General features: G+C 63.7%; 15 protein-coding genes. 13 read left to right on the top strand and 2 right to left on the bottom strand.

Going from position 1 to position 22,582, the window contains the following annotated elements; all coding sequences use genetic code 11:
- Positions 1 to 349: 349 nt before the first annotated feature.
- From B5F40_RS01540 to B5F40_RS01520, 4 genes are all read left to right on the top strand, one after another.
- Positions 350 to 5,437 carry an SHIRT domain-containing protein gene (locus tag B5F40_RS01540; protein ID WP_087192623.1) on the top strand — a complete coding sequence of 1,696 codons (5,088 nt, stop codon included), beginning with the start codon at positions 350 to 352 and terminating at the stop codon, positions 5,435 to 5,437.
- Positions 5,438 to 5,813: 376 nt separating this feature from the next.
- On the top strand, positions 5,814 to 6,359 hold the full coding sequence (locus tag B5F40_RS01535; protein WP_239442844.1) for a PadR family transcriptional regulator: 546 nt from the start codon (positions 5,814 to 5,816) through the stop codon (positions 6,357 to 6,359).
- Positions 6,360 to 6,536: 177 nt separating this feature from the next.
- Positions 6,537 to 6,917 carry a NifB/NifX family molybdenum-iron cluster-binding protein gene (locus B5F40_RS01530; protein ID WP_087192622.1) on the top strand — a complete coding sequence of 127 codons (381 nt, stop codon included), beginning with the start codon at positions 6,537 to 6,539 and terminating at the stop codon, positions 6,915 to 6,917.
- 491 nt (positions 6,918 to 7,408) lie between these two features.
- Positions 7,409 to 10,147 carry a hypothetical protein gene (locus B5F40_RS01520; protein ID WP_239442843.1) on the top strand — a complete coding sequence of 913 codons (2,739 nt, stop codon included), beginning with the start codon at positions 7,409 to 7,411 and terminating at the stop codon, positions 10,145 to 10,147.
- A 435-nt stretch (positions 10,148 to 10,582) separates the two neighbouring features.
- Here the strand turns inward: B5F40_RS01520 and B5F40_RS01515 are convergent, their stop codons facing one another.
- Together B5F40_RS01515 and B5F40_RS01510 are read right to left on the bottom strand one after the other, a co-directional pair.
- Complete coding sequence (locus tag B5F40_RS01515; protein ID WP_087192620.1) at positions 10,583 to 10,915, bottom strand: CGGC domain-containing protein; 333 nt, start codon at positions 10,913 to 10,915, stop codon at positions 10,583 to 10,585.
- Between the two features lie 81 nt (positions 10,916 to 10,996).
- Positions 10,997 to 11,929: a LysR family transcriptional regulator gene (locus B5F40_RS01510; RefSeq protein ID WP_239442842.1), complete on the bottom strand. Its 933-nt coding sequence runs from the start codon at positions 11,927 to 11,929 to the stop codon at positions 10,997 to 10,999.
- A 421-nt stretch (positions 11,930 to 12,350) separates the two neighbouring features.
- On the opposite strand from B5F40_RS01510, the gene B5F40_RS01505 reads away from it, so the two are divergent.
- The 9 genes from B5F40_RS01505 to dsrA all read left to right on the top strand — a co-directional run bounded on the left by B5F40_RS01505 (position 12,351) and on the right by dsrA (position 22,489).
- A complete protein-coding gene (locus B5F40_RS01505; protein WP_087192618.1) occupies positions 12,351 to 13,214 on the top strand; it encodes a respiratory nitrate reductase subunit gamma in 864 nt (287 codons plus the stop codon).
- Between the two features lie 3 nt (positions 13,215 to 13,217).
- Positions 13,218 to 14,828 carry a (Fe-S)-binding protein gene (locus tag B5F40_RS01500; protein ID WP_087192617.1) on the top strand — a complete coding sequence of 537 codons (1,611 nt, stop codon included), beginning with the start codon at positions 13,218 to 13,220 and terminating at the stop codon, positions 14,826 to 14,828.
- Positions 14,829 to 14,959: 131 nt separating this feature from the next.
- Positions 14,960 to 16,285, top strand: a complete 1,326-nt coding sequence (gene hemA / locus B5F40_RS01495; RefSeq protein ID WP_162610849.1) for a glutamyl-tRNA reductase — start codon at positions 14,960 to 14,962, stop codon at positions 16,283 to 16,285.
- Positions 16,282 to 17,208 carry a hydroxymethylbilane synthase gene (gene hemC, locus B5F40_RS01490; RefSeq protein WP_087192615.1) on the top strand — a complete coding sequence of 309 codons (927 nt, stop codon included), beginning with the start codon at positions 16,282 to 16,284 and terminating at the stop codon, positions 17,206 to 17,208. The genes hemA and hemC overlap by 4 nt, the downstream gene beginning before the upstream one ends.
- A 1-nt stretch (position 17,209) precedes the next feature.
- Complete coding sequence (gene cobA, locus B5F40_RS01485) at positions 17,210 to 18,745, top strand: uroporphyrinogen-III C-methyltransferase (RefSeq protein WP_087192614.1); 1,536 nt, start codon at positions 17,210 to 17,212, stop codon at positions 18,743 to 18,745.
- Positions 18,742 to 19,716 carry a porphobilinogen synthase gene (hemB, locus tag B5F40_RS01480; RefSeq protein WP_087192613.1) on the top strand — a complete coding sequence of 325 codons (975 nt, stop codon included), beginning with the start codon at positions 18,742 to 18,744 and terminating at the stop codon, positions 19,714 to 19,716. The genes cobA and hemB overlap by 4 nt, the downstream gene beginning before the upstream one ends.
- Positions 19,717 to 19,725: 9 nt before the next feature.
- Positions 19,726 to 21,015, top strand: a complete 1,290-nt coding sequence (gene hemL / locus B5F40_RS01475) for a glutamate-1-semialdehyde 2,1-aminomutase (RefSeq protein WP_087192612.1) — start codon at positions 19,726 to 19,728, stop codon at positions 21,013 to 21,015.
- 61 nt (positions 21,016 to 21,076) lie between these two features.
- Positions 21,077 to 21,265, top strand: coding sequence for a 4Fe-4S dicluster domain-containing protein (locus B5F40_RS01470; RefSeq protein WP_087192611.1), 189 nt, complete (start codon positions 21,077 to 21,079; stop codon positions 21,263 to 21,265).
- Between the two features lie 33 nt (positions 21,266 to 21,298).
- Positions 21,299 to 22,489: a dissimilatory-type sulfite reductase subunit alpha gene (gene dsrA / locus B5F40_RS01465; RefSeq protein ID WP_087192610.1), complete on the top strand. Its 1,191-nt coding sequence runs from the start codon at positions 21,299 to 21,301 to the stop codon at positions 22,487 to 22,489.
- Positions 22,490 to 22,582 lie beyond the last annotated feature (93 nt).

Below are 22,582 nucleotides of genomic sequence, written 5' to 3'. Positions count from 1 at the left end.
ATCGGGAAGGCTGCTGCGCGTAAGAAGGGGGTTGGAGGGGCGCTGCCTGCGGCAAAGGGGGGATCGTATCGACGCTGATAGGTGTCTGCGAAAACGCGCATGCCATCATCGCGAGATCGCGCTCGCTTCGCCGTGTCGTGTGCGGCAGTTGCCCCAAATGCGGCGCTTCCTACCCACCATACTCCCTGTTCACGAGTTTGCATCTGCATGACGCCGCGTGTCCGCCATCGTTCGGCGTGCAGGTTGAGCCCTCTCTTGCTTTTTATATGGTATTAAACTTATACTATTAAGATTGCATTGCCAGAGGGCATGCGCGTGAATGTCTCGTTTGCACGGATGAGGGGTGCGCATGAAGCATCAAAGCAAAAAGGTTCTCTCCGCCACCGTCGCAGTGGCTTTGTCGGTCGGTTTGACGTTTCCGGCCTATGCCACGCCGTCCGCTCTTGCGGTCGCCAACGCGCAGGTCGTGTCCGACGTGCAGGGGGAAACGTCCGACTCCGCTCCTAAGGAACAGCTCGACGTGCCGACTGCGCTCGACTCCTGCACCTCGATCGCGCCGACTGCATCCTCTGCGTTCGATGATGCTTCTGCAAGCTCGCTCCCCTTCGTCGTCGCGCAAGGCAACGATCCGGCTGCGCCCGATAAGCAAGCCTCCCTCGAGTCCAACGATCAAGCCGAAACGGTTGAGCCGGCGTCCGTCGATTCCGAAGCCTCCATCAAGCTGCGTCCTTCCTCGGGCGAAGAACAGGTGTTCAGTACCCTGCAGGCCGCTTTCGATGCGGCGGGAGACGGGGATGCCGTCGTGGTATCCGGAAGCATCGCGACCGATATGGTCGTCTTGGAGAACAAGGGCACAGTGACGCTCCAGACCGATCCGGGCGCGCCTGCCGCTATCGTTCGCTCCGAAGGGCAGGGGGTCTTGGGCTTCGGCATTTTCGAGACAAAGGGCAACACCGTCCTGAAGGTGCAAGGCGCCGAAGATGCCACGCTGACGCTCGATGGCGAGAACCGAAACGCATCCCATCCGCTGCTCGTGGCGCGCGTGAATTCCGAACTGCACTTGCTTTCCAACGTCGAAGTGGTAAACAACAAGGAATCCGGCCACGAATGGGGCATGCTGGAGAACGAGGGCTTGCTGGTCATCGACGGTGCCACGATTTCCGGCAGCTACGCTAGCCGCAACGCCATCTTCTCGAACAAGGCAACCGGTACGATAGAGTTCAAAAGTGGCGTCATGACCGGTGGCAGCGTCTCCTACAGCCAGGCGGTGGGAACCAACCGCGGCACGTTCGTCATGACTGGCGGCGAGATACGCGGCAACAGCACGAAGTATTCGGACGGCGTTCTCAACGTCAGCGGCAGCACGTTCACGATGACCGGTGGAGTCATCAAGAACAACAGCTCTGGCAACGCGGCAGGCCTGCATATCAACGGCGGTGCCACGCTCAACATCGGCGGCACGGCTCGCGTCGAGGGCGGCGACAGGATCGTCATCGACAAGAACGCCATCGTGAATTTCACGCAGAACATCGGCGAGGGCGGCGCCACAAAGGACTCGCCGCTCATCTTCGTCGCCGGGGGAAGCGCGGCGTACCCGAAGGGCGCGAAGGTGATCTCGTTCATTGACGGAGCGACGGTCGAACCGAACCGCAGCGCCATCAAGTTTTTGTGCGACGGGCTGGTGGTTCCTCTGGAGAGCAGGGACAATGCGCTGTACGTGGCCAGCGAGGACATGCAGGCGTGCTTCGACCTCCTGGACAACCCCTTCGCCGACAACCTCGGTTTCACGTTCAAGGACGAGATCGCCGATGACGGTCGTTTCGCCGAGATCGAGCGGAAGGTCACCGAGTTCTACGAGGGCGTGGACTCCCAGGAATCGGAGGACAGGCTTGCACGTCTGGAATGGGTCAAGCGTCAAAAAGCCCATCTTGCCGAGCATTACGACGAGATGGCGGCGTCGGTGATGGACGTGTCGGCGCTGGGGGATCCGGTCGCGGATATCGGGAGGACCGGGCAGAGCTTCCAGTTCGACAACCTGGATATCACGGGGTATTACATCAAGCCGGAGGGGGGCACGTTCACGCTGTACGTCGATGGCGCGAAAACCCCCGACAAGCTCAAACTCGTGTGGCGCCAGGTGGGCGAGACCTCCAGCAACAAAAGCGAGTTCCTCAGTCGACGCGTCAAGTCGGGCTTGCGAAACGGCCCCAACCAGATCACCATCAACCCCGGGCAGAACAAAGGCTGGATGCTGTTCGTGGCGAACGATTCCGCGGAGGATACAGGCGTGAGGGTGCGCTTCGAGGGGTCGGACGCCAACGTAGAGGGCAACGACCCTATCGCCGGCACCGTTCTGCATAGGCATCCGTACTACATCCACGACACGGAGCATCCCGAAAAATTCTGGGACTACGTGCAGGAGATCCGCGAGTACGAGAGCACGCGCGTTTCGGAGGGTGCGTCCAACATGACGGCCATCCAGATGGGCGATAACGGGAATGCCCAGTTCAGTCTGCGTTCTCAAGCTGCAAAGGACATGTACTCCTCCATCAACAGCGTTGACGACGCCATTGCCTACATCGAGAAATCGAACGATGCCATCCAAGAGCGCCTGGAGATGCTGTGGAGGTTCGACGGCTTTGACGAGAACGATCCCAACCCCGTGCATCGTCCTAGCGCCATGCGCGTGCATACGTGCTTCACCAGCACGGTGACAAAGCCGTCGACGATGTTCGCGTCTGGATGGTACTTTCATATGCCGGAAAGCTCCGCGGCGCAGTTCCTCTCAGGTCAGATAATGTACGCTTGGGGCATGTCGCACGAGTACGGCCATATGCTGGACAACAGAAACACCGTCATCACTGAGCAGACGAACAACGTGTACTCGGTGCAGTGCGTGTTTTACGGCATTCTCGGGAAGTACCGGCAAGACGGCCAGATTCATTGGGAGGATTACCATCCCCAGATCAAGAACACCTGTCTGACGAAGCATTACGCCCTCAACAAAGAAAACGCGCGCAACCCGCAGGGGAAGGCCGTCGTCAGCGGCGTGAGCGACAGCTTCTACAACCCCATGATGTGGTGGCTGGGCACGCATTTCTTCGATGAGTGGGATTACTCAGACTACGATTTCGATTCCAGCCCTTACACGCCAGAGCTGGCCGAGCAGGTGGGCAGGTACGGGGCGTTCGGCACGTCGATGCGCATCCTGCGCGAGAATGCGAGCGCCGTCACGAACGTTACCGCCGACAAAGCCATGCGCATCATCGTGGCGCACACGATGAGCACGGGCTACAACTTCGCCGAGTACGTGGAGTCGATGGGCAAGACGAACGTCTCCCAGGAGGTCAAGGACTTCTGCTCGCAGTACCCCTCTCTTCCGCGCAAGGTTCAGTACTTCACCATCGACTCCGCGAACAATGACGGGGTCGGTCGCAAAACGTACGACGAGTACGGCATGGAGGTCGCGCCCATCGTGTTCGTGGGGGAGAAAAACGCCGATGGCCAGATTCCCGTGACCGCCACGATGCCCGCCGTGGACGGTTTGAGCGCGTCAACCAATGGATACGAGCTGTATCGCGACGGACAGCTCATCGACTACGATCGCTACGGCGACAAGCTGCTGGATGTCAACCCGCCAAACGACGGCGCGGATCATGTCTACAGCGTGGTGGCCTACGACAACCGCTGCAATTCCAGCTCCGTCGGATTCGCGAGCGACGACATTCCGTCCGATGCGTTCGACATCGACCCCATCGAGTTCGCGTACGGCGAAGGGCAGACGTTCGAGCTTCCTGCGAGCGACTCCGCCGGCATCTACCGTTACACCTACGAGATCGCCGACGAGGGCGTCGCTCGCATCGAGAACGGATCGATCGTGCCGGTGTCGGCGGGTTCCACCGAGCTCATCGTTCGCCTGTACGCCGTCGAGAGCCGTCCGGGGCCGCTTTCTTCCGCGGCCGAGACGAGCGTGTCCGAAAAACGGGTACCGATAACGGTGGGCAAGCGCAGTTTGTCCTACGAGGTGCCCTCTGCCGAAATTTACGCGGGAGAGACCTACGATCCCGCATCCGTTTTCGTTCCCAGCCTTTCGGGAGGCTCCGTGGTAGGGAACGACGTCGCGGTGGGGAACTGGACGTTGTCTTTCGCCGACGTGGCCACTGGCGTGGAGGTCGAGCAGCCGATGGAGCCGGGGGAGTATACGGTGACGGCCATCCCGGAGAACGTGCACGCGTGCTACGACGTGTCCGTGCAGACCGGTACGCTCACGGTGAAGCAGGATGTGCCCCAAGGCGATTGGCTTGAGGCCTTCGATGCGGACGGTAATCCTGTTGCGCAGGGCGCGTGGACGAACAGCGGGATGGTGAAGCTGAGCCCGTCTGCTAAACTCTCTGATGGCGAGGTCCCGTACACGCTCGTCGCCGAAGAGGGCGGGGAGTTCGCCGCCTCGGTCGTCGTCGACGCAGAGGGCGTTACGGAGGCTTCGCTGACGTTCGCTGCGGCCGCCGATGCTCTACGGCATGCTGGCGCCCGCAGTGCAGCGCTTGCGACCGAGGTGCGCATTGATCGCACTGCCCCCGAAGTGGCCCTCGTGCTCAGCGAGGACGGGTCGTCCGTGCTCTTCGAGGCGAGCGACCCCGCCGCCGCGAACGTGCGGCAATCAAGCGGCGTGAGCTCGGTGTCGTGGACGGTGCGCGCTGCTGACGGCACGCTGTTGGCCGAGCAGGTCGTCGGTGCCGCTGATGCGGCTGGTGCGGCCGAGGGCGTCTTCGAGGGAGCCATCGATCTTTCGGGCCTCGATGTGGCGTTTGGCGGAAGCGTCTCCGCGACTGCGCAAGATGCGGCCGGAAACGTGAGCGCCGAGACGACTGTGCTGCTCGACGCCGCTGTTGTTACGGCCACGTTCGAATTCGCCGCGGAAGACGGGCAGGAATTGCCTCAGGAGGTTCTTGACGTGCTGCCGACGGCGCAGTCCTTCACGGCGGGCGCGGCGCTCTCCGCGCCGCAACCCGTACGGACCGAGGTGGTCGTGAAAGGGTCGGGCACGTGGACGTTCGTCGGATGGAGCGAGCCTCCCTCCACCGTCCCCGGCAGCGACTTCGTCCTCCGGGGCGTCTGGTCTTTCGCACCTGAACAGGAGGTGGGACCGGTGCCCGAACCTGACCCGCAGCCCGGGCCGGGAGACGGCTCGGCGCCCGGCTCCGGTTCCGAGGCGGATGGGGGCGACGGCGTTGAGGTCGACACCGGCGTCGAAGGCGGCGCAGTCGAGGACGGCGTCGTCGAGGACGATGCCAAAAAGGACGAGGGTGGGAGCAGCGTCGAGGGCGGGCTTTCCAAAACAGGCGATGCCGGAATTCACCTTGTCCTTTTGGTCGCAGCGGCCGTCGCAGCCGTCGTGGCGGCCGCGATGATCGCCCGTTGCCGCATGCGCAGATGAAAATGCGCAGGTGAAAAAAGAGCTTCGATGAGAGGCGCCTGCACCGTTCCGACGGTTGCGGCGCCTCTCTGCGTGAGAGCGCATCTGCGGTTCTTCCTCATTCCAACGAACCGGCTAGCGACCTTATTCCGCTTTGCCGCCTCCGCAGAGCGGCCTCTCTCCGCCTTGCCGCGGCTGACGCTGCGAGGCGCCGACTTGCCAGTGTCGATCAGTCGAGAAGAGAAGATGGGGAGCCGCGGTTTCGGCTTTTCCGGCGTTCGGCGCTGTGACAGGTGTGTTTCGTCGCAGTATATGTTGACAACATACATGTTTCGGGAGTATATATGTTGTCGGCATATAAGTGAAAAGCGGGTTCGGACGACCGGAGGAGAAGGAGGTGCGGACCACGTTGGACGATGGGAGCGAATTCGCGGCTTCGTGCGGCTCCTCCGTGCCAGACGGAGGCCCTGCGTTGCCCGCGTCGGTTCCTGCCGTGCGCAGGCCGTGCTGCCGCAGGCGCGGCGGAGGGGGCGGTGCGCTCGTCGAGCCGGCGGCGCTTGCGGCGCTTCTGTATGCGGGCGGTTACGGCTACGACATGCGCAAGACCATCCTCGAGAAGACGGGCGGCGCGGTGGACGTGGATGTGGGCGGCCTGTACCGGAGCCTTCGCCGCCTCGAGGAGGAGGGCGCGGTCGTCTCGCGTTGGTGCGACGACGAGTCCGGTCCGCGCAGACGCGAGTACGAGCTCACGCATCAAGGCGTGGAGCTTGCCGAGCAATGGCTCGACGCCCTGCGCGACCGTCAGCGTTTGGACGAGCTTTTGGTGGGTTTGTTGGAGGGCGGCCTGAAAACGTTGCAGGATGCGTCCATGCCGCGCGAATCCAGGATTTCCGATGCAGGCGACGATTCTGCGGATCCGGACGGGGGCTTCGGCGGCACTTGACAGTAGGCTGAAAATCGTGGTTCGGGATTGCGTCTCCATTGGAGACGGGCATGTTTCTTGGAACTGCGAAACCGACGTGGGGCTGTCGCCGTGCTTTTCAAACGGTTTCTCGCGGCGAAGGCGTGGCGTGGCAACTAAGGCACCGGGGCGCGAACGCTCCGGAGAAAGAAGGCGAAAATGGGCGAGACGATGAAATTGGCCGTTCCCACGATGGGCGCGGCAGGGCTCGACTCCCAAAGGGCGGGCCATTTCGGACATTGCGATTGCTTCACGGTGGTCGAGATCGCAGACGGCCAGATCACGGGCACGACCGAGGTCGCTAACCCGCCGCATGAGGAGGGAGGTTGCCTGCGGCCGGTGGGCCTTCTGGCCGACGCGGGGGTGGATGCCATCGTGGCGGCCGGTATGGGCATGCGTCCGCTCATGGGCTTCAACCAAGCTGGGATCACCGTGTACTTCGACAACGAGCATGCCGTTGTGGGCGATGCCGCTAAGCTCGTCGCGTCTGGGCAAGCGCCCATCATGGGTGCAGATCAGGCTTGCAACCATCATCACTGATCGCGTGGGCCGATGATCGGGCGGCATCGGGAAGCGGTGCTGCGGACGTTGCGCTTCATTCCAGTGGCGGGGATTCCTGGCACGGTGGGTCGCGAGGCCCTGCCATGTTGGGAATCCCCTCGTTTTTGGCCGCGGATTCCCGTTCTGGCACGGATGCGGCCATCCGTGCTCTATCGAGAATGCGGCGACCTGCGGTTTTCCTTGCCGCGCGTTTCGCATGTGGGAAAAAGGGAGGGTAAAGTGACGGTGTGCGTGCCAGAACGGGATTTCGCGACCAAAAAGCGGGCTGTTGCTCGCATGGCGGCTCTGCAGGGCGTCGGCTCCGTGGCGGTGCGATGGCATGCCGCGCTTCGAACGGTCGCCGCCTTGCGGTCTGCGTGCGATTCCGTAGTGTCGCCCATGTCCGCTTTGTGTCGCCGCTTGGTCATGTTATGCTGCTGCCGGACGGAAAGGAAGGCGACGACGTGCGACGACGGCCAGAGGCAAGCGCAGTGCTTCATCTGAAGGGGCGCGCGTTTTTCGGAGCGAAGAGGAGGGTTCTGGCGGGCGCGGTGCCGCCGGTGCCCGGAGCCTCCTCGTCGGAGCATGCGGTGTACGGGTGGATCGAAGGCGGCATTGCGACTCCTGCCACGGGAGGTGCGTACGTGGTCGAGTTCCTCGGCAAAAACGACGTGGTGGTTCTCGCTTACCTCGATCCGTATGGCCGTGTGTTCTCGACGAACACGGCCTTATCCGTCCCTCCGGCTCGCGAGCCCGATTTGGCGTTCGTGCGCTGGAAGGACCAGCCGGGGTCGGATGGAGAGCTCGGATGCGTCGAACTGCATGCGGAAGACGGCGTGAGAGAGGTCGCGCAGTACTGCTGCGTTCGCAACCGTTACCAGCTGTTCGATGCTTGGATCGATTTCGGGCCTTGCGCGTCGGAGCTTTCGTACGTCGATGCCCTGGCTCGTGCGTATCTTGCGTTTGTCCATCGCCCCAAACTTGGCGCACGAGACGTTCCCGAGCGCGGATTGGCCGGCGTATTCTCTTGGTTGCGCTCCGAGAAGCCCCTTGTTGCGTTCGAGAAGATCGTGGCCGAGGTGCGCGAAGCGGCGACGGACCCCGCGTATCGTCCGCCGGCTCTCGTGCGCTGTCTGGCGCGGTGGCTGGATGAGGCGGGCCTAGGCGAGGTGCGCGAGCGCGGCGCGAAAGACGGAGCTTTGCGTCTCGTGCGCACCGCGCGCTATGCGAACACGTTTTACCTGGCCGTCGAAGATGAAGATGCGGGCATCGAGATGCGCACGGTGTGGGCGCTCGAGGCGTCGCTCAATCGTTTTCTGCTCGTGGCCGAGGCGTTCGGCGATGCGGCCACGGCAGCGACCGATGCCGATTGCGCGCGTTGGGACACGTATCTCGTCGAGACGGTGGCCGTGCAGCGCCCGTCCCTCGATCAGGTCGTGGATGCGCCGCCCGCACCGCGCGATGGCGAATGGGGATTTCGCTGCGCTGTGGGCGGCGCTCTCGAGCGGCTTCGACTGCCCGTGCGCTTAGAAGCCGTTGTTGACGCCGACCTGTCGGCGGGCGTCGTCGCGTTCGACGCGTCGGTGCCCGATGCATCGCTCATGCCCGCGTGGACGTGGGTCGAGTCGGCGCGGTCCGACTTGGAGGGGTCGTGGAAACAAGCGGACGCGGGGGCGCGCGAAGCGCAGGCGCTTCGCTACGCCGAGCATCTCGGCATTATGCTGGCGAGCATTGCGTTCGAGGCTTCGTCTGCGGTGCAACGGGTGGAGGTGGTCGCGCGTGCGATTGCCTGCCCGGAGGACGCCGAAGGCGCAGAGGGGATCGCGCGTGCGGAGGAGTTTCCGCAGGGGGCGCATGGTCCGGCTCTTTACCAGGTTGCGTTTGACCGCGCGACGTACGAGGCCTCGGATGGTTTCGGAGCGGCTCGTGCGGGTGATCCGAAGCCCCTGTTTCACAGGCTCGGCGCTTGCTTCGACCTTCCTGAGGCCGATGCGTTCGGCATGCTGCGGACGTTGCCGTCGGCCCGGCTGCGCGGCGACCTTCCTGAGGCGGAGGATGCTCTGTTGCCGGATTCTGCTCGGGAAGCGCTGGGGACTGATCGATGCGGCGACATGCGCATCAGCTATGATGCCGCGCTGCGACGCGCGGGCGAGGGCCTGGCGGATCGGATCGTGAGGGCGCCGAACATCACCGAAGCCATACGCATCGTGCGCACGGCCCAGGACCGCGCTGTTGCCGAAGCCGACACCCGCGCGGTCTCCGCCTGCATGCGCCTTATGGCGGCGCTCGCCGAAGGGGAGGTGGATGTCGGCGACCAGAACGCCGTGGTCGGCAGGTTTCTCGGAGAGGATCGCTGCTTGGCGGCGCTCGCACATGCTCGAACGCTTGCCCCGCGCGATCCCGAAGGGGCTGCAAACGCGCTCATCGGCGCTGTCGCCGACGCCGTTGCGCTTGACGGGTACTCGGACGGCTCTTCCGAGGTCTACCGCTCGTTCGACCTGTATGCGAGCCGCGTGCTCTACAATCGCGCCCTTTGCGCCTATCGTGGCGAAGCTTCTTTCGATGGGGCGTATGCGTCTGTGATCGCACGCGTCGCTCGCGATGCGGACAAGCGCGTCGTCCTTGTTCCGGATTCGTTCTACCTCTGCCATCTCGAGATCGTGCGCTTGCTCGAGCACTCGTTCGAGCGCGCCGACGAGGCGCTCCGATTCGGTCAGCGTGCCGTGGAGATGGCCCCCACGGTCGCAGCGGGTTTCTGCCGGCTCGGGCGGGCCTACATGCTGGTGGGCGATATGGAGAATGCGGCGGAGATGCTGGTGGAAGGCTTGCGCGTTGCCGTGCAGCCGGGTGATATCGCCCTTCTGTATTACCAGCTGGCCTACGTGCTATGGAAGGCGGGCAAGCCGGATGCGGGCGCGGCGTGCTATGTGAAGTCCCTTTCCGTGTCACCGGCTTTCGTGTTGCAGGTCAGCGCTGAGTTGCAAGAGCTTATCCAGGAGACGGGCGAGACGATGCCTGATCGCGAGGAGGTGGACATCGCGCTCGCTCGCCTCGGCATTCCGGTCGCTCCTAGCGAGGAGGTGCTCGATGCGCTTGGCGCTGGAGCGGTCGCTGCGACGAACGCCGGTGTGTTCGTCGTTGCGCGCAGCCTGCTCAGCTTGCGCCTGCGGTATCGTCCCGACGACGCGCTCGTGAACGTGCTTCGCTCTTTAGAGGCCGTTTCGGCTTAACCTCGTTTCGGAGTGTTTGACCGCCCTTCGCCGGACAAGGCAAGGGGCTCTTCGGTGGTTGCGGCGCGGTTGTCGGCTTTCGAAGCGGCGGTCGACATTGTGGGAGATCCAGCGGCGATCGAGACCGCTGCGGACGGTTCGCATGCGACGGCAGGCGTTCGTTTCGGCGGACGGCCCGCATGGGCCGACGACGTCCCCGCCCAAGGTCGCCTCGCGGATTTGGCGGGTTTTGGGGATGCGCCGATACGTGCACGCCTGGCCGGCAAGGGGCCCGGCGGCGCCCTGCGCGCCGGCGCATCACGGGAAAGGGCCGGGATGGGACCCGGGCCTTTCTGGGGCTTGGGCGAGGCTTGGACCCGTCCGGGGCGATGGCTGGCGAGGCCAGCCTGGGCGGCGGGTTCGCGGAGCCTCCCGACCTCGGCTTGACGGCGAGGGCTAATGCGTATGGTCGAGGATGCGAATGGCGCCGCCCACGTTCTTTTCCACCACCGTGCGCATCTTCTTGGCGAAGGGGCAGGGATATCCGATAGGCGTGCCGTTGGTGATGCAGGACGAGAACACGATGGTGTCGGCTCCGCGTTTGACCATGTTTTTGGCACGGAAGGCGGCCTTTTTGCCAGGGCAGCCGCCGCACGAGACGAACCCGACTATCTCTATGTCCTCATCTATGCCCTCGAACGCGCCGAAGCGCTCGTCCATCGCTTGGAAGCAGCCCTCGCCGGGGCATGCGTCCTCGGTCTGCATGCAGCGGATGACTCCGACCTTCATCAGGATCTCCCTTCTGGATTCACAATGATCTCTTGCGGCCTTTCCCCTTGCGACGGATCCCTGCGAACTTGGGCGATTCGCTTAGGGCACAGAGGGGGCGGGCAGTATCTCCCCCAGGCGGTGCTGGTCGCGCAGCAAGAGCATGAAGGCCAGCTCGTCGGGAGTGAAGGCGCCTCTGGAGTGCGTAAGGATGCTGAGATCGCGCGCGAACGAGCAGTCCTGCACCCGCAAGGCGGCCATCTTGCCCTGTCGGCATTCGTCCTGCACGGTCAGAACCGAGATGATGGCGATTCCCATGTTGCACAGCACCGCTTGCTTGATGGCCTGCGTGCTTCCCAGCTCTAAGCGGATATGCAGGTCGCGCGGGTTGAATCCGTTGCGCGACAGCGCCGTTTCCATAACCTTCCTCGTGCCGGATCCCTGCTCCCTCATTATGATCGTTTCGGTGGCCAGCTCGCTGAAGCTGACGGTCTCGCGCGTGCTCCACGGGTGGCTCGTCGGCACCACGACCACCAGCTCGTCACGCCAGAACGTCTTGACGTTGAAATTGGGCTCCTCCGGCACGGGCCCTTCGATAAGCGCGATGTGCAGGTGTTTGTCCATGATCTCGCGCGTGAGGGTCTCGGTGTCGGCGATGCGCGCGTCGATGCGATGCTCGAGGTTGCCGACGCAGTACTCTTGGATCAGATACGGAAGGATGTACTCGCCGATGGTGAACGTGGCTCCGATGTGGATGCCCCGGTATCCGCTGGACATCTTGTGCACAGCCTCGCGGGCTTCGGATATGAGCTGCACCACTTCCTTGGTGTAGCCGTAGAAGACCTCCCCGCTTTCGGTGAGCGTGACGCCTCGATTGGTGCGGTTGAGCAAACGGACCCCGTACTCCTTCTCGAGGTTCTGGATGTGGATGCTGACGCTCGGTTGGCTCATGTGCAGCCGTTCGGACGTGCGGGTGATGTTGCCTGTGAAGGCGACGTCGTTGAAAACCAGGAACTCCTCTAACGAACTCATCATGCTCCTCTAGCGCTATGGCGAGCAGACGACAGACTCTGGATGACGATTCGCGTCCGGATAAGAGAAATATACGCGCTGTTCCCATCATTTGACGATAAAAAGGACTGCGGGCGCCATACGGAATTTCAATCGCGGGGTTCCTCATGCAAGCGATGAGGGGATCGAACAGGGCGGAGGCCCGCGCCAAGGCAAGAAGAAAGCCTGGCGACGATCATGGTTGGGTTTGCCATGAGGAGGCGAAAAGACCTCGTCGGAGGGTGAAGGCGCATCAGGTCATAGCTTCTTTTTATGCCATGATCGCAAAACCGAATTTTACACGTTGGCAACGGGGGCGTACTTTTGAAACAGCCGAATTGCGTCGCCGCGGGGGGAACAGGCCAAGGCGACGTTCGGACGGACAGACGTGAGGGGGCGATTCGCCATGACGATCGACATGATCGTGTCGGTGTTCATCATCGTTGCCATGATCGGCTTTTTCGCGCTTTCCCTAAGGAAGGCGGCGCAGTTCGCCCGCATGCGAATTCATGCGCGCTTGGATCTGTACCCGATGCCTCGCGAAGGCGGGGGCCGTGCTGCTTACGGCGGATCCTACATGGAGGAGCCCGAGTGGTGGACGAAGCCGCGGCAGCTCGACGAGGTGAACGAGTTCAAGGACATCCTGAAGGAGATGCTGTTCATCAAGAAGCTGTACGTCAATCAGCGTGCGCTGTGGGTGGGGTCGTTTGCCATGCACATGGGCTTCTACGTGCTGTTCGGTTGGTCGATTCTGCTGCTCATCAGCGTGTTTTGGCATCCTGATTTCTTCGTGACCGGAACGTGGATCGTCGGTGCCGTGGGGTTTGCCCTGGGATTGCTCGGCACGGTGATCCTGCTCGTGCGCCGTACGACCGATCGCGTGCTCGTCAAGTACACCACGCCGCTCGAGTACGTGAATCTGGTGCTGTTGCTGTCGGTGCTTCTGACGGGCGCGTACGTGTGGATGTTCGAGGCGTCGCCTTTCGTCGTGGCGGAGCGCGTGCTCACGTTGCAGGCCGAGGGTCTCCCTCCGATCATCGTCGTTCATCTGGTGCTTCTAGGCATCGCCTTCTTGTACATCCCGCTTTCCAAAATGAGCCACTACGTGGGCAAGTTCTTCGCGTTTCACAAAGTGCTGTGGGACAACGATCCCAACCTGCCCGGCAGCGATGTCGAGCGTCGGCTCCAGCAGGCCGCGGCTCGGCCCGCGCAGACCGGCTGGTCGGCCTCGAAGCCCGCGCAGCCATCCTCGGAGACGTTGAAAGGATAACCGATGGCACTCGAGCACAAAAACCTCAAGACGTCCGACATCTCGCGTCGCGAAGGGTTGCTGAGCGAACTGGACGATTTGGCGACGCTGCCTGCGCCGTATGACGCAAACGGTCTCGAGCCCGATTTCAAGTCCCCCAAGCCGGAATGGGCAGAGACGAACTGCTGCTCGGTGGACGGCATGTGCGCCATCGACACCATGAAGCGTCCTGAGACCAAGGCCGAGGAAGAAGAGCTGTGCCGAAAGTTTCTCGCAGGATTGGAAAAGCTGTTCGAAGATGCTAACGGCACGTACATGCAGCCGCTCAGCCTGACGATGGAGTACTGTGCGAAATGCAACACGTGTAGCGAGGCGTGCCATATCTACCTTGCCACCAACGGCGACGAGGCATATCGTCCTATCTTCCGTGCCGATGTGCTGCGCAAGCTGTACAAGAAGTATTTCACGCCATCGGGAAGGCTTTTGGGGTCGTTCGCGGGCTGCGATGTGGATCTGAATTGGGAGACGATCGCGCGCTTGGGCGAACTGGCCTATCGCTGCAACCTGTGCCGTCGCTGCGCGCAGGTGTGCCCCATGGGGCTCGACAACGGCATGCTGGCGCGCGAGATACGCAAGATATTCAGCATGGAGCTGGGATTGGCCCCCACTCCCGTGCATGACAAGGGCACGCAGCTGCAGCTGAAAGTGGGCTCTACCACGGGCCTGTCCAAGGCGGCGCTGCTCGATACGCTGGAATTCATCGAGGAGGACATCGAAGAGCGAACCGGCAGGAAGATCAAGTTCCCCGTCGACAAGAAGGGCGCCGATGTGCTGCTCATGCACAATGCCGGCGAGTTCCTTGCTTGGCCGGAGAACCCCGCTGCTTTCGCCATCTTGCTCGACGAGGCTGGCGTGGACTGGACGCTTAGCTCGGACATGATGGGCTACGACAGCGTGAACTACGGCATTTGGTACGACGATGTGCAGGCCAAGAACGTGGCCATGGGGCAGTTCGAAGCCGCGAAAAAGCTGGGCGTGCGGCGCATCGTGGTGGGCGAGTGCGGTCATGCCCACAAGGCGTCGGTGGTGGGCGCGGACCGTATGGCCGACAGCGCGCAGCGCGGAGTGCCGGTGGAGAGCTTCCTGCCGATGATGGCCGATCTTGTGCGCACGGGCCGCTTGAAGTTCGATCCGTCGAAAAACGACTTTCCGGTGACGCTGCATGATCCGTGCAATATCGTGCGGCAAATGGGCATCGTCGAACCTCAGCGCGAGATCTTGCGCGCCATTGCGCCGAAATTCCGCGAGATGACTCCGCACGGTGTGGACAATTACTGCTGCGGTGGTGGCAGCGGGTTCGCCATCATGAACTCGTACAACTTTGGCGACTTCCGCGACAAGGTGAGCGCACGCATGAAATTCGCGCAGATCATCAATGCTTTTCCGGAGGAGTTCGAGGACAAAAACACGGTGAAGTACGTATGTGCGCCGTGTTCGAACTGCAAGGGCACCATCCGCGACATTCTGAAGGTTTACAAGGTCACGAAAACGTACAACGTGCAGTACGGGGGGCTGGTGGAGCTCATGGTGAACGGATTGGCCAGCATGGAGAAGCCCTATCTCGAGTTTCTGTAGGCTTTCGCAGGGCCGTGCGTCCCGTTTGGGACAGCGCGAGCGGCGACGGTCGGGTTCGCGCCTAAGGCGCGGTCGGAAAGCGAGGCGCGTCCGCGTTGCGCGCGGGCGAGAAGAGAGAGGGAGGCGGGATCGTGCATACCATCGTCGTAGGGCTCAACATCAAGCGTGCCTCCATTGAGGCGCTCGAGCGTTTGAGCGTCCATCATTCGGGCAACGCGCAGCGGGCCCGCGACCTCAAGGCGGCTGCGGGGCTTGCTGGAGTTGTGGTGCTGAGCACGTGCAACCGCTTGGAGCTCTATGGAGTGTGCGAGAGCGCGGACGAGGGCATTGCGCGGCTGTGCGACTGCCTGCTGGACGGTGAAAGCGCCGCGACGGCCGAGGAGCTGCGTTCGCTGCTGTACGCCTACGACGACGAGCGCGCCGTGCGCCATCTGTTCGAAGTGGTGTGCGGGCTCGATTCGCTCATCATGGGCGAGAGCGAGATAGCAGGCCAGGTGTCGCGCGCCTACCAGGCGGCTTGCAGCGCGGGCGCTGCTGACAAGATCATCAACGTGTGGTTCCAGCGGGCGCTTTCGGTAGGCAAGAAGGTGCGCACGCAGACGCGCATCGGACGGTACTCGACGTCCATCGGGCGCATCGCGGTCGATCTGGCCGTGCGCGAGTTGGGCGGCGTCAAGGATAAGCGCGTGCTGATTTTGGGCGCTGGCGAGATGAGCGAGCTGACCATGAAGTACCTCGTGGCGCAAGGCGTTTCGGTTGCCATGGTGTCCAACCGCTCGCTCGGCAAGGCGCAACAGCTGGCCGAACAATACGGCTTCGACGCATGCCCCCTTTCCGAGATGGAGCGGTGCCTGGAGGTTGCCGACGTGGTGTTCTCGGCCACGGCGGCGAAAGGGTTCCTCGTCGAGCGCAATCAGCTTGCGGATGTTATGGAGCGGCGCGCGCAGCGTCCTTTGCTGTGCATTGATATGGCCCTTCCGCGCGACATCGATCCCGCAGTGCGCAGCATCCCTCATGTCAGCTGCTACGACATCAACGAGCTGCGCGACGTGGCGGATCGTCACCAAGCGGAGCGGGTGCGCGCCGCGCGCAAGGCGTCGCAGATCATCGACGAGGCCGTGGCGGATTTCGCCCGTTGGCAGAACTCCCTTGCGTACGCGCCCACGATCGATGCGCTGTACCGCAAGGCGGATCGCATCAAGGCCGACAAGCTCAAGCGCGCCATGTCCAAACTGTCGGATTTGACTCCGGCTCAGAAACAGACGGTGCAATGTCTGGCGACCTCTATCGCCCATCAGCTGGTTCACGATCCAGTGTCCCGCATGAACGCGCTGGCTGGCACCGAGAAGAGCCGTGCGTATGCTGCGATGCTGCAAGAGCTGTTTCGTTTGCAGCCCGAAACGGCGTCTTCGTCGGCGTCGGCCATGCGGGACGATGCGGAGGAGCGTGCATCATGAAGCGCTTGGTCATCGGGACGAGGGCGAGCGAGCTTGCCATGTGGCAGGCGCAATGGGTGAAGGACCGTCTGGCCGAGGCGCACCCCGACCTTGAAGTTGAGCTGTCCGCTCTGGATACGGCGGGCGATCGAGATCTGTCCACGCCCTTGCCGCTCGTGGACGGCAAGGGCGTGTTCACGGCCGAGATCGAGCAAGGGCTTTGCGATGGAAGCCTGGATGCCGCCGTGCACAGCCTGAAGGATCTGCCTACCACGTTGCCCGACGGCTTTGCCATAGGGGCGTACTGCCAGCGTCACGATCCGCGCGACGCGTTCTTGGGCAAAGAGGGCCGCACGCTGGCGGAGCTGCCCGAAGGCGCGCGCGTGGGCACGTCGAGCTTGCGACGTGCCGCCCAGGTGCGGCGCATGCGCCCTGACGTGGAGTGCGTGAGCATTCGCGGCAATCTGGCAACTCGTTGGCGCAAGCTGCAGGAGGACGAGGGCATGGCCGGCATCGTGCTGGCGGCAGCTGGCGTGGCGCGCCTTGGATGGCGCGACCGCATCACCGAGTATTTGGCTCCCGATGCGGTCATGCCGGCTGCGGGCCAAGGCGTCATAGCCGTGGAAGTCGCCGCCGACCGCGCCGACGTTGCCGAGCTCGTGCAGGCCGTGAACCACGGAGACTCCGAGCGCGCGGCTCGTACCGAGCGCACGTTTCTGGCCGAGCTCGAAGGCGGCTGCCAAACCCCCATAGGGGCTTTGGCTGTGTGCGTCGGCCGCACCATCAGGTTCTTGGGCATGGTGTGCAGTTTGGATGGGACGCGTATGGTGAGGGTGTCGCATATAGGGGAGGACCCCGAGGTCGTAGGGCGAGAGGCTGCGGAAGAGGCGCTGGCACGCGGTGCCGCAGAGTTGTTGACGCATCCCGAAGGACGGGGGGCGTAGCATGGCGCATGCGAGTTCGAAGCCGCTTGTGTACCTGGTGGGCGCCGGCCCGGGCGATCCGGGTTTGCTCACGCTCAAGGGACGCGATGCCATCGCGTGCGCTGATGCGGTGGTGTACGACCGCTTGGTGTCGCCGCGCACGCTCGATCATGCGCGACCGGATGCTGTGCGCATCTACGTGGGCAAGGGCCCGCGTAGCCACGCGATGCCCCAAGAGGAGATCAACGGCCTGCTCGTGCGGTTGGCTCGCGAGGGAAACGTGGTGGCGCGCGTGAAGGGCGGCGACCCGTTCGTGTTCGGGCGCGGCGGCGAGGAGGCCGAGGAGCTGCGGGCTGCCGGTATCCCGTACGAGGTGGTGCCAGGCGTTACGTCGGCTGTGGCGGCTCCCGCCTATGCGGGCATCCCCGTGACGCATCGAGGGACGGCGTCGTCGTTCACGGTGATCACCGGGCACGGTCGTGCCGGCAAGGAGGAGCCGGCTGTTCCGTGGGACCAGGCGGCGCGCCTCGGGGGCACGCTCGTGTTCCTGATGGGCATGGAGCGCCTGCCCGAGATCGCCGAGGGCCTGATGGGCGCTGGCATGGATGGCGCGACTCCCGCAGCCGTCGTGCGTTTGGGAACGTGGCCCGAGCAGCGCACCGTCGAGGGCACGTTGGACGGCATCGCTGATGCGGTGCGCGATGCGGGCGTGGAGAATCCTGCGGTTGTGGTGGTGGGCCAGGTGGCGGCGTTGCGTCCGCGGATTCAGTGGATCGAGCGCAAGCCGTTGTTCGGCAGGCGCGTCGTGGTCACGCGCGCCCGTCGTCAGGCGTCGCGTTTGACGCGGGCGCTTGAGGCGCGCGGTGCGCAGGTGACGGAGTTTCCTGTCATTGAAATCGCCCCGCCCTCTTCCTCCGAGCCGCTTGCTCGGGCGGCGCGGAGCGTGGAGGCGTACCAATGGGTCGTTTTCACAAGCGCGAACGGGGTGGAGGCGTTTTTCGAGGCGCTCGATGGGGCTGGGCGCGACGCGCGCGCGTTGGCTGACGCCGAGGTGGCGGCCATCGGGCCGGCCACGGCGGCCGCTCTTGCGCGCCACGGCATCACGCGAGTGGGCATGGGGCGCGAGTACTGCGGGGAGGGTTTGGCCGAGGAGCTTGCGAAGTCCGTGCGACCGGGTCAGCGCGTGCTGGTGGCGCGCGCCCAGGAATCCCGCGACGTGCTGCCGCGCATGCTCGAGGCGGCCGGTGCGCACGTGGACGACGTGGCCGCTTACCGCACGATTGCGGTGGGCGAGGGGGCGCCTGATCTGGCAGCCGAGCTGCGCGCCGGACGAGTGGACGCCGTGACGTTCACCAGTTCATCGACGGTGACGAACTTGTTGGCCTGCCTAGGCGGCGACACGGCGCTTTTGAGGGACGCGGCGCTGTGCTCCATCGGGCCGGTGACCACGAAAACCCTGCGCGATGCGGGTCTCGAGCCCGCCGTGCAAGCCGATGAGTACACGATTGAGGGGCTGGTGGACGCCATCTGCTCCCTTTGGAAAGGGGGTTCGCGATGATGATGCGAAAGCGTCCTCGTCGTCTGAGGAGCAGCGCCAGCTTGAGGGCCATGGTGAGGGAGCATAACCTGCGACCCGACGACCTCGTGTACCCGCTCTTCGTGTGCAGCGGGAAAAAGGTGAGGGAACCTGTAGTTTCCATGCCCGGCGTGTTTCACTATTCGGTCGATCAGTTGGGATCGGTGATCGACGAGGTGGAGGGTCTGGGCATACCGGCTGTGCTGCTGTTCGGTCTGCCCGCGTCGAAAGATGATCGAGGCACGCAAGCTTGGTGCGACAACGGCGTGGTGCAGCAGGCCGTGGGCTTCATTAAGAGGCGCTGCCCGCAGTTGACGGTCATCACGGATGTGTGCCTGTGCGAGTACACGACTCACGGTCACTGCGGCGTGGTGGAGGGCGACCGCGTCCTCAATGACGAGACGGTGGCGCTCTTGGCCGCCACGGCCGTTTCGCATGCCAGGGCCGGTGCCGATGTGGTGGCTCCGTCCGACATGATGGACGGTCGCGTGGCGGCGATTCGCGACGCGCTTGACGGTTGCGGGTTCGAGGACGTGGCGATCATGTCCTATGCGGCGAAATTCGCATCGTCGTTCTACGGTCCTTTTCGGGAGGCGGCCGATTCCGCTCCGCAGTTCGGTGATCGGCTCACCTATCAGATGGATCCCGCGAACGGAGACGAGGCGCTGCGCGAGGTGATGCTCGACGTCGAGGAGGGTGCAGACCTGATCATCGTGAAGCCGGCGCTCGCCTACGGCGATGTGCTGTACCGCACCAAGCGCGCCAGCGGGCTGCCGGTGGCCGCATACAACGTGAGCGGGGAGTACGCCATGGTGAAGGCTGCTGCCTCGCAGGGTTGGATCGACGAGAGGCGCGTGGTCACGGAGTCGCTTTTGAGCCTCAAGCGTGCAGGAGCGGACATGATCATCACCTACCACGCCTTGGACGCCGCCCGCTGGATTTCGGAAGACTAGGAGGAGCGCATGCTCGAAACGTGCAAGAGCGATCAGGCCTATCGGCGCGCGTGCCAGGTCATTCCCGGAGGGGTGGACTCGCCGGTGCGCGCGGCGCGCGCCGTCGGCCGCACTCCGTTGTTCCTCGCGCATGGCGAAGGGGCGCACGTGCAGGACGTGGACGGCAACCGCTATGTGGACTATGTGGGTTCGTGGGGTCCGCTCATCTGTGGTCACGCGCATCCTGAGGTGGTGGAAGCCGTGTGTCGAGCGGCTCAGGCGGGCTGTTCGTTCGGCGCGCCCACCGAGGCTGAGACCGAGTTGGCGCTCGAGGTGCGCAAGGCGTGCGACGCGGTGGAGATGGTGCGGTTCGTGAACTCCGGCACCGAGGCCACCATGAGTGCGCTGCGCCTGGCGCGCGCCGCCACCGGTCGCGACTACATCGTGAAGTTCGAAGGGTGCTACCACGGTCATTCGGACGGTCTGCTGGTGAAAGCCGGAAGCGGAGCGCTGACGAACGGCGTGCCGAGCTCGGCCGGCGTGCCGGCGGATGTGGCCGAGAAAACGCTTGTGGCTCGCTACAACGACAGCCAAAGCGTCGCCGATCTGTTTGATCGCTATCACGAGAAGATCGCCGCCGTCATCGTGGAGCCGGTCGCAGGCAATATGGGCGTGGTCCCGCCCGATCCCGGCTTCCTGCTCGACCTGCGGGCCCTGACGCTTTCGGAAGGCGCCGTGCTCATCTTCGACGAGGTGATGACGGGTTTCCGCGTGGACAGGGGCGGAGCCGTGCGCTACTACGGCGTGCTGCCCGACTTGGTGTGCTTGGGCAAGGTTATCGGCGGAGGGCTGCCGCTTGCGGCCTTCGGGGGCCGAGCCGAGCTCATGCGCGGCCTCGCGCCCGAGGGCCCGGTGTACCAGGCGGGTACCCTTTCGGGCAATCCGCTGGCAGTGGCCGCTGGCCTTGCAACGCTCAGGTTGTTGCAGAAGCCCGGCGTATTCGAGCGGTTGGTCGACGCGACCGAGACGTTGGCGGCCGGTATCGAGGGCATCGCTGGGCGCGCGGGCGTTCCCGTGCAGGTGAACCGCGTCGGCGCCATGTTCTCGGTGTTCTTCAGCGACGAGCCCGTGACCGATTACGAAAGCGCCTGCGCTTCCGACTCCCAGCGGTACGCGCGTTACTACCGCGCCATGCTGGAAGCGGGGGTGTACTTGGCTCCCAGCCAGTACGAGGCGGCTTTCATGTCAACGGCCCATACCGATCATGACATCGCGTTCACGCTTGAACAGGTGGAGCGCGTCATGGATGAGATCAAGTGACGCACGCCGTGCCGCGCGTTGCGGCTCGGATGCAGGTAAGCGCCGAAAGGAGGTGATTCGAATGTACATGGTTTCTTTTGACGAGGAGGCGTGCACCGGGTGCGATTCGTGCGCCGACGGTTGTCCTGCCGGCATTCTGCGTTTCGACGGGGAAAAGGCGTCGGTAGCGGGCGACCCGTGCGATTGCATGGGCTGCGAAGCCTGCGTCGCGGTGTGCCCGGCGGGGGCATTCACCGTGACCGAATTGTAACGCCACCGAACCCCCCGAAAACAGGAGGATATTATGGCAGAGAAGAGAGAGACCCCTCAGCTCGACGAGCTGGAGAAGGGTCCATGGCCGAGCTTCGTCACCCAGATGAAGCGCGCGGGCGAGAAGAGCCCCATGGCCGAAGAGCTGGTGGGGCTTCTCGAGCGGTCCTACGAGGACAAGGTGGGCCACTGGAAGCACGGCGGCATTGTGGGCGTGAAGGGTTACGGCGGTGGCGTCATCGGCCGTTACACCGACCTGCCCGAAGAGTACCCGCATCTGAGCGAGTTCCACACGGTGCGCGTGGCTCAGCCGAGCGGCTGGTTCTACACTTCCGACATGCTGCGCGAGATCTGCGACGTATGGGAGGAGCGCGGCAGCGGACTTACGAACATGCATGGCTCCACGGGCGACATCATCCTTTTAGGGACGACGACCGAGCAGCTTCAGCCCATCTTCGATGACATCAGCGACCGCGGGTTCGACTTGGGCGGCTCCGGTTCCGACCTGCGCTCGCCGAGCTGCTGCGTGGGTCCCGGCCGCTGCGAGCATGCTTGCTATGACACGCTTGACATGTGCTTCGACCTCACGAACGAGTATCAGGACGAGATCCACCGTCCCATGTGGCCGTACAAGTTCAAGTTCAAGATGTCCGGCTGCGCGAACGACTGCGTGGCGGCCCAGGCGCGCGCCGACTGCTCGATCATCGGCACCTGGCGCGACTCTATCATCATCGACCAGGACGAGGTCAAGCAGTATGCGGCAGATGGATTGGACATCCAGGCCCGTGTGTGCGACATGTGCCCCACCCGGTGCCTGACTTACGATGCCGAGGCTGGAGAGCTTTCGGTGAGGGCCGAAGACTGCACCCGCTGCATGCACTGCATCAACGTGATGGGCAAGGCCATCAAGCAGGGCAAGGAGAAGGGCGCCACCATCATGATCGGCGCCAAGTCGACCATCGTGAAGTCGGCCTTCATGTCGTGGGTCATCGTTCCGTTCATGAAGCTGGAGCCGCCTTACACCGAGTTCAAGGAGATGATGGAGCGCATTTGGGATTGGTGGGACGAGAACGCCAAGACGCGTGAGCGCATCGGCGAGCTCATCTACCGCAAGGGCATGGGCGAGTTCTTGCGGGCCACGGGCATTCCCGCCGTGCCGCAGATGGTGTACCGGCCGCGCGCGAACCCCTATGTGTTCTGGCAGAAAGACGAGATTGAGAACTAGCGCACTTGTGCTCGCACGCATTCCGCACTGCCTGCCGGACCTCGGCGTCCGACCGGCCTGCGATGCGCAGAAACGTATCCGTATGTGTTGAGA

This window comes from Gordonibacter sp. An230 (genome assembly GCF_002159915.1).
Lineage (GTDB): Bacteria > Actinomycetota > Coriobacteriia > Coriobacteriales > Eggerthellaceae > Rubneribacter.
Note: the sequence above shows the minus strand (reverse complement) of the source record. Positions and strands in the feature narration are given on the sequence as shown.

Coding starts and splice junctions, on each gene's coding strand:
- B5F40_RS01540 (WP_087192623.1), top strand. CDS start 350: ATGAAGCATCAAAGCAAAAAGGTTCTCTCCGCCACCGTCGCAGTGGCT.
- B5F40_RS01530 (WP_087192622.1), top strand. CDS start 6,537: ATGGGCGAGACGATGAAATTGGCCGTTCCCACGATGGGCGCGGCAGGG.
- B5F40_RS01515 (WP_087192620.1), bottom strand. CDS start 10,915: ATGAAGGTCGGAGTCATCCGCTGCATGCAGACCGAGGACGCATGCCCC.
- B5F40_RS01510 (WP_239442842.1), bottom strand. CDS start 11,929: ATGATGAGTTCGTTAGAGGAGTTCCTGGTTTTCAACGACGTCGCCTTC.
- B5F40_RS01505 (WP_087192618.1), top strand. CDS start 12,351: ATGACGATCGACATGATCGTGTCGGTGTTCATCATCGTTGCCATGATC.
- B5F40_RS01500 (WP_087192617.1), top strand. CDS start 13,218: ATGGCACTCGAGCACAAAAACCTCAAGACGTCCGACATCTCGCGTCGC.
- hemC (WP_087192615.1), top strand. CDS start 16,282: ATGAAGCGCTTGGTCATCGGGACGAGGGCGAGCGAGCTTGCCATGTGG.
- cobA (WP_087192614.1), top strand. CDS start 17,210: ATGGCGCATGCGAGTTCGAAGCCGCTTGTGTACCTGGTGGGCGCCGGC.
- hemB (WP_087192613.1), top strand. CDS start 18,742: ATGATGATGCGAAAGCGTCCTCGTCGTCTGAGGAGCAGCGCCAGCTTG.
- hemL (WP_087192612.1), top strand. CDS start 19,726: ATGCTCGAAACGTGCAAGAGCGATCAGGCCTATCGGCGCGCGTGCCAG.
- B5F40_RS01470 (WP_087192611.1), top strand. CDS start 21,077: ATGTACATGGTTTCTTTTGACGAGGAGGCGTGCACCGGGTGCGATTCG.
- dsrA (WP_087192610.1), top strand. CDS start 21,299: ATGGCAGAGAAGAGAGAGACCCCTCAGCTCGACGAGCTGGAGAAGGGT.